This window comes from Enterobacter cloacae complex sp. IR5384 (genome assembly GCF_049237265.1).
GTDB classification, from domain to species: Bacteria; Pseudomonadota; Gammaproteobacteria; order Enterobacterales; family Enterobacteriaceae; genus Enterobacter; species Enterobacter cloacae.
The window spans coordinates 24397-40074 of sequence record NZ_JBMKHJ010000041.1 but is presented as its reverse complement, the minus strand read 5'-3'; the positions used below and the strand labels follow the sequence as shown (position 1 = coordinate 40074).

Annotated in this window: 14 protein-coding genes; 6 read left to right on the top strand and 8 right to left on the bottom strand. The window is 54.5% G+C overall.

Features of this window, described 5'->3' with window-relative positions; genetic code table 11:
• Positions 1-255 precede the first annotated feature (255 nt).
• Positions 256-963 (top strand): FadR/GntR family transcriptional regulator, encoded by a 708-nt coding sequence (locus ACOTX3_RS22820; RefSeq protein ID WP_013099390.1) that lies wholly within the window; start codon positions 256-258, stop codon positions 961-963.
• Positions 960-2393, top strand: a complete 1434-nt coding sequence (gene mdtD / locus ACOTX3_RS22815) for a multidrug transporter subunit MdtD (RefSeq protein WP_023622147.1) — start codon at positions 960-962, stop codon at positions 2391-2393. The genes ACOTX3_RS22820 and mdtD overlap by 4 nt, the downstream gene beginning before the upstream one ends.
• Here mdtD and rbsR read toward each other — a convergent pair.
• The 7 genes from rbsR to kup all read right to left on the bottom strand — a co-directional run bounded on the left by rbsR (position 2359) and on the right by kup (position 10275).
• Positions 2359-3351 (bottom strand): ribose operon transcriptional repressor RbsR, encoded by a 993-nt coding sequence (rbsR, locus tag ACOTX3_RS22810; protein WP_013099392.1) that lies wholly within the window; start codon positions 3349-3351, stop codon positions 2359-2361. The two genes, mdtD and rbsR, sit on opposite strands and share 35 nt — an antisense overlap.
• Positions 3352-3354: 3 nt before the next feature.
• Positions 3355-4284 carry a ribokinase gene (gene rbsK / locus ACOTX3_RS22805; RefSeq protein ID WP_058679273.1) on the bottom strand — a complete coding sequence of 310 codons (930 nt, stop codon included), beginning with the start codon at positions 4282-4284 and terminating at the stop codon, positions 3355-3357.
• Positions 4285-4391: 107 nt separating this feature from the next.
• The gene (gene rbsB / locus ACOTX3_RS22800) at positions 4392-5282 is read right to left on the bottom strand and encodes a ribose ABC transporter substrate-binding protein RbsB (protein WP_013099394.1); all 891 of its coding nucleotides are present in this window, start codon (positions 5280-5282) and stop codon (positions 4392-4394) included.
• A 27-nt stretch (positions 5283-5309) separates the two neighbouring features.
• Positions 5310-6275 carry a ribose ABC transporter permease gene (gene rbsC / locus ACOTX3_RS22795; RefSeq protein WP_029883505.1) on the bottom strand — a complete coding sequence of 322 codons (966 nt, stop codon included), beginning with the start codon at positions 6273-6275 and terminating at the stop codon, positions 5310-5312.
• 4 nt (positions 6276-6279) lie between these two features.
• A complete protein-coding gene (gene rbsA, locus ACOTX3_RS22790; protein ID WP_013099396.1) occupies positions 6280-7785 on the bottom strand; it encodes a ribose ABC transporter ATP-binding protein RbsA in 1506 nt (501 codons plus the stop codon).
• A gap of 7 nt (positions 7786-7792) precedes the next feature.
• The gene (rbsD, locus tag ACOTX3_RS22785; RefSeq protein ID WP_058679268.1) at positions 7793-8212 is read right to left on the bottom strand and encodes a D-ribose pyranase; all 420 of its coding nucleotides are present in this window, start codon (positions 8210-8212) and stop codon (positions 7793-7795) included.
• 194 nt (positions 8213-8406) lie between these two features.
• The gene (gene kup, locus ACOTX3_RS22780) at positions 8407-10275 is read right to left on the bottom strand and encodes a low affinity potassium transporter Kup (protein ID WP_013099398.1); all 1869 of its coding nucleotides are present in this window, start codon (positions 10273-10275) and stop codon (positions 8407-8409) included.
• 223 nt (positions 10276-10498) lie between these two features.
• Here kup and ravA point away from each other — a divergent pair, with 223 nt between their 5' ends.
• The gene (gene ravA, locus ACOTX3_RS22775; protein WP_058679269.1) at positions 10499-11995 is read left to right on the top strand and encodes an ATPase RavA; all 1497 of its coding nucleotides are present in this window, start codon (positions 10499-10501) and stop codon (positions 11993-11995) included.
• Positions 11989-13440 (top strand): ATPase RavA stimulator ViaA, encoded by a 1452-nt coding sequence (gene viaA, locus ACOTX3_RS22770; protein WP_013099400.1) that lies wholly within the window; start codon positions 11989-11991, stop codon positions 13438-13440. Before ravA ends, viaA begins: the two co-directional genes overlap by 7 nt.
• On the opposite strand, the gene asnA is transcribed toward viaA, so the two are convergent.
• Positions 13441-14433 (bottom strand): aspartate--ammonia ligase, encoded by a 993-nt coding sequence (asnA, locus tag ACOTX3_RS22765; protein ID WP_013099401.1) that lies wholly within the window; start codon positions 14431-14433, stop codon positions 13441-13443.
• Positions 14434-14584: 151 nt separating this feature from the next.
• On the opposite strand from asnA, the gene asnC reads away from it, so the two are divergent.
• Together asnC and mioC are read left to right on the top strand one after the other, a co-directional pair.
• Complete coding sequence (gene asnC, locus ACOTX3_RS22760) at positions 14585-15043, top strand: transcriptional regulator AsnC (protein ID WP_008500198.1); 459 nt, start codon at positions 14585-14587, stop codon at positions 15041-15043.
• A gap of 90 nt (positions 15044-15133) precedes the next feature.
• Positions 15134-15583 carry an FMN-binding protein MioC gene (gene mioC / locus ACOTX3_RS22755; protein WP_013099402.1) on the top strand — a complete coding sequence of 150 codons (450 nt, stop codon included), beginning with the start codon at positions 15134-15136 and terminating at the stop codon, positions 15581-15583.
• Positions 15584-15678: the final 95 nt, after the last annotated feature.

Here is a 15678-nt window from a genome sequence, read left to right as displayed (position 1 = left end):
TCAGAGTCAAGCGTTTAATTTGCTTTTCTCTGCTGACCCGGCGGCGTGTGTGCCGTTGTTCCGTGTCAGTGGAGGCGCATTATAGGGAGTTATTCTGAAGTGACAAGAGGAAATTTAAAAAAAGTTTCCGTCCGTGTTTTTTTTCACCAATAGCGATGAAATCAAGCTACAAAGTGTTCTATTTGATGTATCTGCAACCACAATCACATTCACGGTGGCATACTTATCGACAAGAATCATTAAGGAATAAAAGCAATGCCATTGAGCGCACAACAGCTGGCGGCCCAAAAAAACCTGTCTTATGTGCTGGCAGAAAAGCTGGCTCAGCTGATTTTAGCGGGTAAATATGCCCCGGGTAGCATCCTGCCGGGCGAAATGGAGCTGGGCGAGCAGTTTGGCGTGAGTCGTACCGCCGTTCGCGAAGCAGTGAAAACCTTAACAGCAAAAGGCATGGTGCTACCGCGCCCGCGCATTGGCACGCGGGTAATGCCACAAAGCAACTGGAACTTCCTCGATCAGGAACTTCTCTCCTGGTGGATGACAGAAGACAACTTCAATCAGGTCGTCGATCACTTTCTGGTGATGCGCAGCAGTCTTGAGCCGCAGGCCTGCCTGCTTGCCGCCACGCTCGGGACAGCAGAACAAAAAGCCCAGCTCAACACCTTAATGGAAGAGATGGTGTTCCTGAAAAAGCACTTCAACCGCGAGCGCTGGGTTGAGGTCGATATGGCCTGGCATGAACATATCTATATGATGAGCGCCAATCCGTTCCTTACCTCTTTTGCTTCTTTATTCCATTCGGTGTACCACACCTACTTTACCTCTATTACTCAGGACGAAGTGGTGAAGCTGGATCTGCATCAGGCCATTGTCGATGCCATTCAGGAGAGCGACGGGCAACGAGCCCTGAGCGCGTGCCAGGCGTTACTGGCCGCGCCAACCCACCAGCAGGTGAATAAATGACAAAGAAAAAAGCACGCAGCATGGCCGGGCTGCCGTGGATTGCAGCCATGGCGTTCTTTATGCAGGCACTGGATGCCACCATCCTCAACACCGCACTTCCCGCCATTGCGCAAAGCCTTAACCGATCGCCGCTGGCGATGCAGTCCGCCATCATCAGTTACACCCTGACGGTTGCAATGCTGATCCCGGTGAGCGGCTGGCTGGCCGATCGCTTCGGCACCCGTCGCGTATTTATGTTGGCCGTAACGCTCTTTACGCTCGGTTCGCTGGCCTGTGCATTATCATCCTCTCTGACCGAACTGGTTATCTTCCGCGTTCTGCAGGGAATTGGCGGCGCGATGATGATGCCCGTGGCGCGCCTGGCACTTTTGCGCGCCTATCCGCGCAGTGAATTGCTTCCCGTGCTCAACTTCGTCACCATGCCCGGCCTGGTCGGCCCGATACTTGGCCCGGTGCTGGGCGGTGTGTTTGTCACCTGGGCCAGCTGGCACTGGATCTTCCTGATTAACATTCCAATTGGCGTAGCGGGGCTGCTGTATGCCCGCAAATATATGCCGAACTTCACCACGCCAAGACGCAGTTTCGATATGGGTGGTTTTTTCCTGTTTGGTCTGAGCCTGGTATTGTTCTCCAGCGGGATGGAGCTGTTTGGTGAGAAGATAGTGGCAACATGGCTTGCGCTGGCTGTCATTCTTGGCGGTATTTTGCTGTTCCTTCTTTATATACGTCATGCACGCCGTCACCCGACACCGCTGATTTCGCTGTCTCTCTTTAATACGCGCACTTTCTCGGTAGGTATCGCGGGGAATATTGCTTCGCGCCTGGGGACGGGCTGCGTACCGTTTTTGATGCCTCTGATGCTGCAGGTCGGTTTCGGCTATCCGGCCCTGATAGCCGGCTGCATGATGGCGCCCACGGCAATGGGCTCAATTCTGGCCAAATCAACCGTCACGCAGGTGCTGCGCTGGTTTGGCTATCGGAAGACGCTGGTTGGTGTAACGGTCTTTATCGGGCTGATGATTGCACAGTTCTCGCTACAATCTGCCTCGCTTCCCGTCTGGATGCTGATCCTGCCGTTGTTTGTGCTGGGTATGGCAATGTCAACGCAGTTCACGTCGATGAACACGATTACTCTCGCGGATCTGACTGACGACAACGCCAGTAGTGGCAACAGCGTGCTGGCGGTGACTCAACAGTTATCAATCAGCCTTGGGGTGGCTGTCAGTGCCGCGGTACTGCGGTTCTATGAAGGTTTTGACAGCGCGAACACCGTCGAGCAGTTCCACTATACCTTTATCACGATGGGCGGACTTACCGTCGTTTCAGCGCTGGTCTTTATGCTGTTAAAACCGAAAGATGGTCGAAACCTGATTAAAGAACGCCACAAAACAAAAGCTAAACCGAACCCCGTTCCATCAGAACAGGAGTAAGCTGCAGACGTTGCTGCTGCAGCGTGGGCTGCGCCATTCGGTGGATTAATACATCAATGGCCAGCTCACCCAGTTCATCTTTTGGCTGATGGATCGTGGTCAGCGGCGGGGTCATGTAGCTGGCCAGTTCGATATCATCGTAGCCAATCACCGCCATATCGTCAGGAATACGCAATCCCGCCTGGTACAACGCCTTATATGCCCCAAACGCCATGGCATCGTTGCCAATAAAGACGGCCTGCGGGCGCGGTGTCTGTGCCAGCAATGTCTGCATCGCCTCGAAACCGCCCTGAAATTCAAAATCGCCGGTAATACGGTAACCCTCCGGAACCGCGAGTCCCGCCCGAGCCATCGCGGAAAGGTACCCCTCCAGACGTAGCCGCGCCGGGGTTTTATCCAGCGGACCAGTAATGCAGGCGATGCGGGTATGGCCTTTGTCGATCAGATACTGGGTTGCCATATCTCCGCCCAGCAGGGAGTTATCCTGAATCAGATCGCTGGTCCCGTCGAACGGCGCCCAGTCCATCATCACTGTGGGGATAGACGGATAACGCTGAATGATCTCTTTCGAGGGTTGATGCGTTTCGGTACACAGCAGCAGTAACCCGTCGACGCGTTTTTGCATCAGCGTCTCCAGATTACGGTTCATACGCTGCTCATCCCCTTCGGTATTGCACAGCACCAGACTGTAGCCGCGTTCGAAGCAGCTGCGTTCCACCCCGCGGACAAGTTCAGAATAAAAGGGATTCGTACTGGCGGTGATCAGCATGCCAATGGTGCGCGTCTGGTTGAGCTTCAGGCTGCGGGCCAGCGCAGACGGCGCATAGTTGAGATCTTTCACTGCGGCTTCGACTTTCTCCCGAATCGCCTCGCTGACGAAGCGATCGTTATTAATGACGTGGGAGACTGTCGACGTAGAAACGCCCGCCAGGCGGGCGACATCTTTCATTGTGGCCAAGCGTTACCCCTGCTGACTTAAGAATTCATCGATCTCTTTACGCCACGGAACGGAGGGCTGGGCACCTTTGCGCGTGACGGCGATAGCCGCAGCAGCATGCGCAAAGCGGATAGCATCATCCATTCCCTTTCCTTCCAGCAGCGCTGTCACCAATGCTCCGTTAAACGTATCGCCTGCCGCGATGGTGTCAATCGCCTTGACCTTAAAGCCCGGCACGCGACGGCCTTCGCCGTTTACGCTTGCCCACACGCCGCGGCTACCGAGGGTAATGATAACGGTGCCGATGCCTTTATCATGCAGCGCTTTCGCGGCACGTGCTGCGTCATCATCATTTTCAACACCAATGCCCGTCAGTTTTTCCGCTTCGGTTTCGTTCGGTGTAATGATGTCCACCCGCGCCAGCAGTTCGTCTGATAATACACGGGCAGGCGCAGGATTAAGTACGACAGTGGTATGATTTTGATGCGCAATGTCAGCGGCCGCCAGTACGCTTTCTACGGGCGATTCCAGTTGCATCAGTAACGCGTCGGCATTAGCAATAAGCTCGCGCTGTGCTTCAACGCGGTCCGTCGTAAGACGGGCATTCGCGCCTGCATGAATACCGATGACATTCTCACCTTCCGCGTTGACGAAAATCAGCGCCACGCCGGTCGATTCCCCTGCAACAACGCTGACTGGCGCAACATCGATGTTATCGCTGGCGAGCTGTTTATGCACGCGCTCACCGGTATCGTCATCACCTGTACAGGCGATAAACGCGATATTTGCCCCACTGCGTCCTGCTGCAACCGCCTGGTTGGCACCTTTACCGCCAAATGCCACCTGATAATGGTTGCCGGTGACGGTTTCGCCCGGCGTCGGGAAGGATTCAAGGTTAAGAATGTGATCGGCATTGATACTGCCAAGGACGACGAGGTTGCCTGCGGTTTTCATGGTTGAGCTGTCCATCTGAGAGCGCCACCGGTGTGACCCGGTGGCGTATGCCACACTTTTCTTTATTGGTGTCCCTCAGGCAGCCAGCGACTGCCTGAATCGCCTTTTTACTGCTTGATGACCAGTTTCAGGTCAACTGGATATTTAGCCTGAACTTTTTCGCCCTTCAGCACTTTGTCAGCAGTCTGCACGCCAGTCGCGCCGATCTGCTCAGGCAGCTGAGCGATGGTCGCCGCCAGTTTGCCATCATTTACCGCTTTTTCTCCATCTGGTGTGCCGTCAAATCCGACAACCATCACATCAGATTTACCTGCAGTCTGCAGGGCACGCAGCGCGCCGAGCGCCATTTCGTCGTTCTGTGCGAACACCGCCTGCACGTCTGGGTGCGCGGTCAGCAGGTTCTGCATGACGTTCAGACCTTTAGTACGGTCGAAGTCAGCAGGCTGGCTGGCCAGGACGTTAAATTTGTGAGCCGCAACCGCCTGCTGGAAACCTTCGCCACGTTCGCGGGCTGCGGACGTACCGGCAATACCCTGCAGTTCGATAACTTTCGCGCCTTCACCTGCTTTCTTCGCGATGTAGTCACCCGCGATTTTACCGCCCAGCACGTTATCAGACGCAATGTGGCTCACAACGTCGCCTTTCGTTGCCTGACGGTCCAGGGTGATCACCGGGATCTTCGCCTGGTTTGCCATCTTAACGGCGTTACCCACCGCGTCAGAATCGGTTGGGTTGATCAGCAGGATTTTGGTGCCGCGAACGGTTAAGTCCTGCACGTTAGCCAGCTCTTTCGCCGGGTTGTTCTGTGAATCCAGCACCACCAGGTTGTAGCCCAGTTTGTCGGCTTCTTTCTGTGCGCCATCCTTCAGGGAGACGAAGAACGGGTTGTTTAGCGTGGAGATAACCAGCGCGATGGTGTCTTTCGCCATAGCGTTAGCACTTACGGTTGCGCTCAGCGCGACAGCAGAAACCAGGGTAGCCAGTTTTTTCATGTTCATATCTAAGATGTCCTGTAGTGTCGTCAGTTACTGTTTTTTGTTGTCTACCAGGACCGCCAGCAAAATCACCACTGCTTTAACGATCATCTGGTAATAGGAGGAAACACCTAACAAATTCAAACCATTATTCAGGAAACCGAGAATCAGTGCGCCGATCAATGTCCCAACAATGCGACCTTTACCGCCCGCAAGACTCGTACCGCCCAGAACCACTGCCGCAATGGCATCCAGCTCATACCCCGTACCCGCCGTTGGCTGCGCGGAAGAGAGGCGCGCCACTTCGATGATGCCCGCCAGAGAGGCCAGCAAACCGCACAGTGAGTAAACGATAATTTTAACTTTGTTGACGCTGATACCGGACAGACGCGTTGCCGCTTCGTTACCACCCAGTGCATAAATATAGCGGCCCAGACGCGTGTGGTGCAGCATGTACCACGCCGCCAGGAAGACGATGGCCATGATCCAGACCGGCGTCGGGATACCCAGCGGGCGACCGATACCGAACCAGCCAAACAGATCGGCGTTGTCCGTAAAGCCGGTGTTAACCGGGCTGCCGTTGGTATACACCATGGTGACACCGCGCAGCAGCAGCATCATGACCAGCGTCGCAATAAACGCCTGAACACGACCTTTCGCCACAATAACCCCGGTGACAGCACCAATTGCCGCACCCAGCGCCAGCGCAGCGGCAACGGCCACCAGCGCGTTGACCTCAATCCCGACGATTGAAGCAGCAACCGCACCGGTGAGCGCCAGCAGGGAACCGACGGACAGATCGATACCCGATGTCAGGATCACCAGCGTCATCCCGACCGCCATAATGGCGTTCACGGAGGTCTGCTGAAGAATGTTGAACAGGTTATTAACGGTGAAGAAATTGGGGCTCATGGTCGACACAATCGCGATCAGCACCAGCAGGGCAATCAGCGATTTTTGTTCCATCAGCCATGCCTTTGTGAAATAACGGCGACCAGAAACAGCCTGGGTAGTCATCTTCTTACTCCTGATTCACGCGATTAAGCTTGCCCACAGCGGCAGCCATCAGAACTTCCTGGGTGGCCTGCTCGCGAGTGAATTCACCGCCGAGATGCCCTTCATGCATGACGATAATGCGATCGCTCATGCCTAATACCTCTGGCATCTCGGAAGAGACCAGAATGATGCTCAGACCGTCGGCCTTGAACTGGTTAATCAGCTGATAGATCTCTTTTTTGGCCCCTACGTCCACGCCGCGGGTAGGTTCATCAAGGATCAACACTTTCGGGCGCGTCATCAGCCCGCGTGCAATCGCCACTTTCTGTTGATTACCGCCGGACAGCAGGCCAATCGCCTGTTCCATCGAGGGGGTTTTCACATTAAAGAGGCGGATAAAATCGCTGACTGCCTGCTGTTCATCTTTATGTTTCAGGCTGCCGCCGCTGCGGCTGAAATAGCGCAGGGCGGTAAGAGACATGTTCTCTTTCACCGACATGCCCAGCACTAAGCCGTCGCGCTTACGGTCTTCGGAGATATAAACAATACCATTCGCCAGGCCATCCTGCGGAGAGCGCGTCACCACTTCATGCCCGTCGAGAGTGACATAACCGCTGGATCGCGGCAGCGCACCGTACAGCACTTTCATCAGCTCGGTACGGCCGGCGCCCATTAGCCCTGCCACGCCAAGAATTTCCCCTTTGCGCAGGGTAAAGGAGACATTATCCACGCCCGGGCCACAGAGATTATCCACCTTCAGGCGGATCTCACCCGGTGCTTTGTCGAGGTGCGGGTATTGATCTTCGAGCTTGCGTCCCACCATCATTTCGATAAGCGTATCTTCCGTCAGCGATGCCACTTCACGCTCGGCAATAAACTGCCCGTCGCGGAAGACGGTAACGTCGTCGCAGATCTCGAAAATCTCTTTCATACGGTGAGAGATATAGACAATTCCACGTCCCTGCGATTTCAGCTCGCGGATGACGCGGAACAGGGATTCGGTTTCGGTATCGGTCAGGGCGTCCGTCGGTTCATCCATAATGATGACCTTCGACTCAAAGCTCAGCACTTTCGCGATCTCCACCATCTGCTGGTCGCCAATGGAGAGTTCGCCCACCAGACGGTGGCTTTTGAAGCGCAGGTTGAGCTTCGCCAGCAGCTTATCCGCTTCGGCATACATCGTTTTCCAGTCAATTTTGCCAAACCGGTTAACAAATTCGCGGCCAAGGAAGATGTTCTCCGCAATAGTGAGCTGCGGGATCAGGTTCAGTTCCTGGTGAATAATGCCGATCCCCGCTTCCTGCGAGGCTTTTGGACCGCTGAAGGTGGTCTCTTTACCCAGCCACAAAAGTGAACCGGCATCGCGTTGATAGATACCGGTCAGCACTTTCATCATGGTGGATTTGCCGGCGCCATTCTCGCCCACCAGCGCCATTACGCGTCCGGCATAAACGTTCAGCGCCGCGCCAGAAAGGGCTTTTACGCCCGGGAACGATTTATCGATCCCTTTAAGTTGCAGTAATGCGTCCATGATGGCCTCAGAAGGTGACGCCAGCACAGAGAATGATATTCGCATACGGGGAACACTCCCCGCTGCGAATCACCGCCTGACTGTCTGCGGTTTGTTGTTTGAACTGTTCGTGCGTTGTGTAACGAATTTCTATGGTGTTTCCCTGGTGTTGTTGCAGTTGCTCAATGTGATTGAGCAACGTTTCGTGGAGTTGCGGATTATGTTGTTTGATTTCCGCTGCGAGAATGGCCGCCTCAACCTGCATCTCCGCGGTCACTACATCCAGTACCTGCATAAACGAGGGCACGCCCTGCGTTAACGCCATATCAATACGGGTTGTGCTGCGCGGAACCGGTAAGCCTGCATCGCAAACCACCAGCGTATCGGTATGCCCAAGACGGGAAATAACCGACGAGATTTCTGAGTTGAGAACCGTGCCTTTCTTCATTTTCTTGCTCCACTAGCGAAACGTTTCGCTGAAATCAGTTTAGTCTTAAGAGTGTTCAGAAAACCACCATGACGTAACAGAATTGTGATCGGTGTCGAAACGTTTCGCTAAGTGAAATGAGACGTAAATTTTGGCGGGAATATTGAGTATGAGTAGGCCGGGTAAGCGAAGCGCCACCCGGCATTTTAAGAAGCTTAAATCTCGACCTGGGTTCCCAGCTCGATCACGCGGTTAGGCGGGATCTCAAACTGGTCCGGCGCACGCAGGGCGTTTCGCTGCAGAATAAGATACAGCTTGCCGCGCAGGCGCAGATACCACGGACGTTTACCGATAATCAGCGACTCATGCGACATAAAGAACGATGTTTCCATCATGCGGCAGCTTAAGCCTTCCAGACCGCAGCGGTGGAAGACCTCTTCCACGTTCGGCGTCTCACGCCAGCCGTAGCTCGCCACCACGCGCCAGAAGGTTGGCGACAGTTGCTCAATTTGAACACGGCGCACGTTGTGAACATACGGTGCATCTTCGGTGCGCAGGGTCAGCAGGATAACCCGCTCATGCAGCACCTTGTTGTGCTTGAGGTTATGCATCAATGCGAACGGAATAACGTTCAATGCACGAGACATATACACCGCCGTGCCCGGTACGCGAACCGGTGGGGATTTCTCCAGCGAGGCAATCATCGCCTCCAGGGAGTTTCCGTGTTCATGCATACGACGCAGCAGACGGAAACGCTCGCTTTTCCACGTGGTCATCACAATGAACATCAACAGACCAAGCGTCAGCGGCAGCCAGCCGCCGGAGACAATCTTATCGAGGTTTGCCGAGAACAGCGGTACGTCGATGCACAGGAAGCCCACCAGAATCATCGCCACGAGGAACTTGTTCCAGTGCCAGTTTCGGTACGCCACCGTGGTGGAAAGAAGCGATGTCAGCACCATGGTGCCTGTTACCGCAATACCGTACGCCGCGGCCAGGTTGCTGGAGTGCTCAAAGCTGACGATCACGATCACCACAGCAAAATAGAGCAGCCAGTTAACAAACGGGATGTAGATCTGGCCTGACTCCATCTCTGAGGTATGGATGATACGCATGGGAGAGAGATACCCCAGACGCACGGCCTGGCGCGTCAGAGAGAACACGCCGGAAATGACCGCCTGAGAAGCGATAACGGTGGCCAGCGTGGCCAGAATAAGCATCGGCACCAGCGCCCAATCCGGGGCCAGCAGGAAGAAGGGGTTTTTAATCGCTTCCGGGTTTTTCAGCAGCAGCGCCCCCTGCCCGAAGTAGTTCAATACAAGCGATGGCAGGACAACTAAAAACCACGCCACGCGAATCGGCAGTTTGCCGAAGTGCCCCATATCTGCATACAGCGCTTCGACACCGGTAATAGAGAGCACAACAGCGCCGAGCGCCACGAAGGAAACGACTTTGTATTCAAGGAAGAAATGGATAGCCCAGTATGGGTTCAGCGCCTGCAGAACCTCCGGGTTGCCAATAACTCCGCGCAAACCGAGCGCCGCCAGAATCAGGAACCAGGCCAGCATAATCGGTGCGAACAGTTTCCCCACCAGCCCGGTACCGTGCTTCTGGATAATAAACAGCAACGTCAGAACGATTATCGCCAGCGGAACCACCCACGTATCAAGCTGCGGTGCGATAATCTCAAGCCCCTCAATCGCCGAAAGCACCGAGATAGCAGGCGTGATGACCACTTCCCCATAGAAGAAGCTGCCACCAATCAGGCCAATAATAACCAGTACCGATGTCATTCTGGCCGAGGTGTTGCGCCCCGCAAGGGACATCAGGGTCAGGATCCCCCCCTCACCAGCGTTATCTGCACGCATCACAAAGGAGAGGTATTTAACAGAAACCACCAGGATCAGCAGCCAGAAGATGAGGGACAGGAAGCCAAATACGGCATCGCGTTCAACACCAAAGCCAAACTGGCCGGACAGACATTCACGAAGCGTATAAAGCGGGCTGGTGCCGATATCACCGTAGACAACCCCGATCGCCGCAAGCGTAATTGCGGGTAATGATTGCTTATTATCAGTGCTCATAGACTAGTCTTTTCGTTTAAATAACAAATGTGTTCCTGTTCCCTTGGTCCACAAAAAGCGCACAGTATGCACGATTCGTTGCAAAATCGAACCCCTAAATGCAACCGCATTAATGTAGCGCAAAGAAAATTGCGCCGCACTTCAGCCTATTACCAGCCCTGACTGAAACGTCTATACTCGCTTCAATTAGCCGCCACGACGGCGAAAGGATGCAAAAACTATTATGGCTCACTCACATTTATTAGCAGAAAGAATTTCCCGTCTCAGCAGCGCACTGGAGAAAGGTCTTTTCGAACGCAGTCACGCCATCCGCCTCTGTTTACTGGCGGCGTTGAGCGGTGAAAGCGTATTTCTGCTTGGCCCGCCGGGCATTGCCAAAAGCCTGATTGCCCGTAGGCTGAAATTTGCCTTTCAGAATGCACGCGCCTTCGAATACCTGATGACCCGCTTTTCCACCCCTGAAGAGGTTTTCGGCCCGCTGTCCATCCAGGCGCTGAAAGATGAGGGGCGTTATCAACGCCTTACCGAGGGGTATCTGCCGGAAGCAGAGATTGTATTTCTCGATGAGATCTGGAAAGCGGGACCGGCCATTCTGAATACACTGCTCACGGCGATTAACGAACGCCGGTTCCGTAACGGCGCCAGCGAAGAAAAAATCCCGATGCGCCTGCTGGTGGCCGCCTCGAACGAACTTCCCGAAGCCGACAGCAGCCTTGAAGCGCTGTATGACCGCATGCTGATCCGCCTGTGGCTGGACAAAGTGCAGGATAAATCGAACTTCCGCTCCATGCTGATCAGCCAGCAGGATGAAAATGAAAACCCGGTAGCCGCTTCACTGCAGGTCACGGACGAGGAGTATCAGCAGTGGCAGGTGGATATCGGCAAAATCACACTGCCGGACGCGGTCTTTGAGTTGATCTACCAGCTCCGTCAGCAGCTTGATCTCCTTCCTTCTGCACCTTATGTTTCCGACCGTCGCTGGAAAAAAGCAATCCGTCTGCTGCAGGCCAGCGCCCTGTTCAGCGGGCGCGACGCGGTTGCCCCTATCGATCTTATCCTGCTGAAAGACTGCCTCTGGCACGATGCCGAAGGGATGAATCTGATGCAGCAGCAGCTTGAAATATTGATGACCGGACACGCCTGGGGCCAGCAATCAATGCTCAACCAGCTTGGGGCGATAGCCCAACGGCGCATTCAGCTACAGCAGCAGCAAAGTGATAAAACAGCACTGAAGGTGAACCGTCTTGGCGGCATGTTCGCCCGTAAACCGCACTACGAACTGCCCGCTGAGCTGACCAGCCCAACGCTGACGCTGCTTCTCCAGCAGCCGCTTAAACTCCATGACATGCAGGTGGTGCACATTACGCTTGAGCGTGACGCGCTGGCCCAGTGGCTTGATAAGGGCGGAGAGATCCGCGGTAAGCTTAACGGTATAGGCTTTGCACAGCCGCTGAATATGGAAGTGGACAGCAGTCAGCACCTGGTGATCCGCGACGTAAGCCTGCAGGGGTCACGCCTTGCCCTCCCGGGAAGCGCCTCTGACAGCGTACCGGAAGAGATCACGCAGCAGCTGGAGGCGCTGGATACCGAATGGCATCAGCAGCATACGCGCTTCAGCGAACAGCAAAAGTGCCTCTTTATTCACAGCGACTGGTTAGGTCGCATTGAAGCCAGCCTGCAGGATGTGAGCGCGCAGATCAAACAGGCTCGTCAATGCTAACGCTGGATACGCTTAACGTCATGCTGGCCGTCAGCGAAGATGGGTTGATCGAAGAGGTGATTATTACTCTTCTGGCGTCTCCTCAGCTGGCGGCTTTTTTTGAAAAATTCCCGAAGCTAAAAAAAGCGATGACGGACGATCTCCCGCGCTGGCGGGACAACCTGCGACAGCGGTTTAAAGAGACCGAAGTGCCACAGGAGTTAACCGAAGAGGTGGCCTGCTATCAGCAGTGCCAGCGGCTTTCCACGTCGCAGTTTATTGTTCAGATCCCGCAAACCCTGACGTTACTCGATAAAGTACACTCCCCATTTGCCAGCCAGGCCCGGGCGCTGGTCACCGATAACGCCACCTTCACCCCCGCCTTACACACACTCTTTTTACAGCGCTGGCGCCTCAGCCTTGTGGTTCAGGCCACGACGCTGAACCAGCAGCTGCTGGATGAAGAGCGTGAACAATTGCTCAGCGAAGTTCAGGAACGCATGACCTTAAGCGGTCAGCTGGAGCAGGTACTGGTAGAAAATGAAAACGCCGCCGGACGTCTCTGGGATATGAGTGCAGGCCAAATCAGGCGTGGGGATTATCAGCTGATTGTCCGGTATGGTGATTTCCTGGCGCAGCAGCCCGAGCTGATGAAGCTTGCGGAACAGCTGGGTCGCTCAAGGGAGGCTAAATCGGTCCCAAAGAAGGATGCCCCGATGGAAACCTTCCGCACCCTGGTGCGGGAACCGGCCACCGTGCCGGAACAGGTGGATGGGCTCCAGCAAAGCGATGACATTTTACGCCTGCTGCCTACGGAGCTGAGCACGCTCGGGATGACCGAGCTGGAATATGAGTTTTATCGTCGGCTGGTGGAAAAACAGCTTCTGACCTATCGCCTGCATGGCGAAGCCTGGCGCGAAAAAATCAGCCAACGTCCGGTGGTCCATCAGGATTTTGATGAGCAACCGCGCGGCCCATTTATCGTCTGTGTGGATACATCTGGCTCGATGGGCGGTTTCAACGAACAGTGTGCCAAAGCGTTCTGCCTGGCGCTGATGCGCGTGGCGCTCGCTGACCGGCGTCGCTGCTTTATCATGCTCTTTTCCAGCGAAGTGGTCAGCTATGAGCTGACCCATCAGCAGGGTATTGAGCAGGCGATCCGCTTTTTAAGCCAGCGTTTTCGCGGCGGTACCGATCTGGCCAGCTGTTTTCGCAGCATTGTGGAACGTATGCAGGGCGGCGACTGGTACGACGCTGACGCGGTGGTGATTTCCGATTTTATTGCCCAGCGGCTGCCGGATGACGTGGTGAATAAAGTGAAGGAGTTACAGCGGGTGCATCAGCACCGTTTCCACGCAGTGGCGATGTCCGCCCATGGAAAACCCGGCATCATGCGCATCTTCGATCATATCTGGCGCTTTGATACCGGGTTGCGTAGCCGCCTGCTCAGGCGCTGGCAGCGTTAATTACAGAAGCGAGCTGACGCTTTCGCGTACCTGCTGCGGCCAGACACCACACTGCACCTGACCAATATGCGACAGTTGCAGCAGCAGCATGGTCAGACGGGACTGGCCGATGCCGCCGCCAATGGTCTGCGGCATCTCACCGCGCAGCAGCGCCTGGTGCCATTCCAGCGTGAGACGATCTTCATCACCGGTCACCGCCAGCTGGCGTTTCAGCGCATCAGCATCCACGCGGATCCCCATTGAGGAGAGTTCAAACGCATCTTCCAGCACGGGGTTCCAGACCAGAATATCGCCGTTGAGACCGGCAAATTCGCCCTCGCTCATGGTGCTCCAGTCATCATAATCCGGTGCACGAACATCATGACGTTTACCATCCGACAGCTTACCGCCGATCCCCATCAGGAAGACGGCACCCAGTTCTTTAGCGATCGCACGTTCACGACCTTTAGCATCCAGATCCGGGAAACGACTCAGCAACTCCTGGCTGTGAACAAAGTGGATCGATTCCGGCAGGAACGGTGCCAGACCAAACTCTTTGCTTACGGCCGCTTCGGTCGCTTTGATCCCGGCGTAGATCGCCTCAACGGTGGATTTCAGCGTGCCGACATGGCGCTCGCCATCACCCATTACGCGCTCCCAGTCCCACTGGTCAACGTAAACGGAGTGAATGGCAGACAGGCGGTCTTCATCGGGGCGGAGGGCTTTCATGTGCGTGTAGAGTCCTTCGCCCGCGCTGAAGTCGTGCTGTCCCAGGGTTTGACGCTTCCACTTCGCGAGGGAATGAACCACTTCGAACTGGGCGTCTGGCAGTGTTTTCACTTTCACCTGCACCGCTTTTTCGCATCCGGACAAGTTATCCTGCGTCCCATCACCCACGCGGCTGAGAATCGGTGCCTGAACTTCAATCAGACCCAGCTTCTCTTCCAGTTGGCGGGAAAAATGGGATTTAACGAAACTGATCTGGCGTTGTTTTGCGATATAAGCGGTTTTCATTATTTATACTCCTGCGTCCTGTTGGTATTGATTAAGCAACAGAAAAGGCATTCAATTCAATAATCAAACAACAAAAAGCCACCTTCACTTTTGATTCGTTAAAATTTAACGCTAGAATAGAGTGATTCATTAATCTTCATAAGAAAAAGCTATGGAAAATTATCAGATCGATAATCTGGACCGCGGCATCCTGGAGGCGTTAATGGCCAATGCCCGTACCGCCTATGCCGAACTGGCGAAGCAGTTTGGCGTCAGCCCGGGGACGATTCACGTTCGTGTAGAGAAGATGAAACAGGCGGGGATCATTACCGGGGCTCGTATCGATGTCAGCCCAAAACAGCTGGGCTATGACGTCTGCTGCTTTATTGGCATTATTCTTAAAAGCGCAAAAGATTATCCTTCCGCGCTGGCGAAGCTGAACGCGCTCGATGAAGTCACAGAGGCGTACTACACCACCGGCCACTACAGCATCTTTATCAAGGTGATGTGTCGATCCATAGATGCCCTGCAGCAGGTACTTATCAACAAGATCCAAACAATCGATGAAATTCAGTCCACCGAGACGTTGATCTCCCTGCAAAACCCGATCATGCGTACCATTCGCCCCTGATCGGGCAAATCCATACCCACATTTTCCACAGGTAGATCCCAGCCCGTTCACAGCGTACAATGGCCCCCTCTTTATCTGAGCGAGCGATCAATGGCGGACATTACCCTTATCAGTGGCAGCACCCTTGGCGGCGCGGAATATGTAGCGGAACATCTGGCTGAGAAGCTGGAGGATGCGGGATTTTCCACACAAACGCTGCACGGGCCTTTGCTTGAAGATCTCCCGACTGATGGGGTCTGGCTGGTGATCACCTCCACGCATGGTGCAGGCGATCTTCCGGATAACCTGCAACCTTTATATGACGAACTGCAGGAACAGCAGCCAGACCTGTCAAACGTGCGTTTTGGCGCAGTGGGTATTGGCAGCCGTGAATATGACACCTTCTGCGGTGCTATAGAGAAAGTCGAAGCCGCTGTCACCGCCTGCGGAGCTAAACAGGTGGGTGAAACGCTGAAGATCAACATCCTCGATCATGATATTCCGGAAGATCCGGCTGAGATCTGGCTGGGTGAATGGAAAAATTTACTCAAAAACGATTAAAGATCGCGCGAACAGATGTGGATAACTCTGGTTAAAAGCTCGTATTAAGCAGTAGTTATCCAAAGAACAACGTTGAAGTCGTTTTTGCCCTGTGT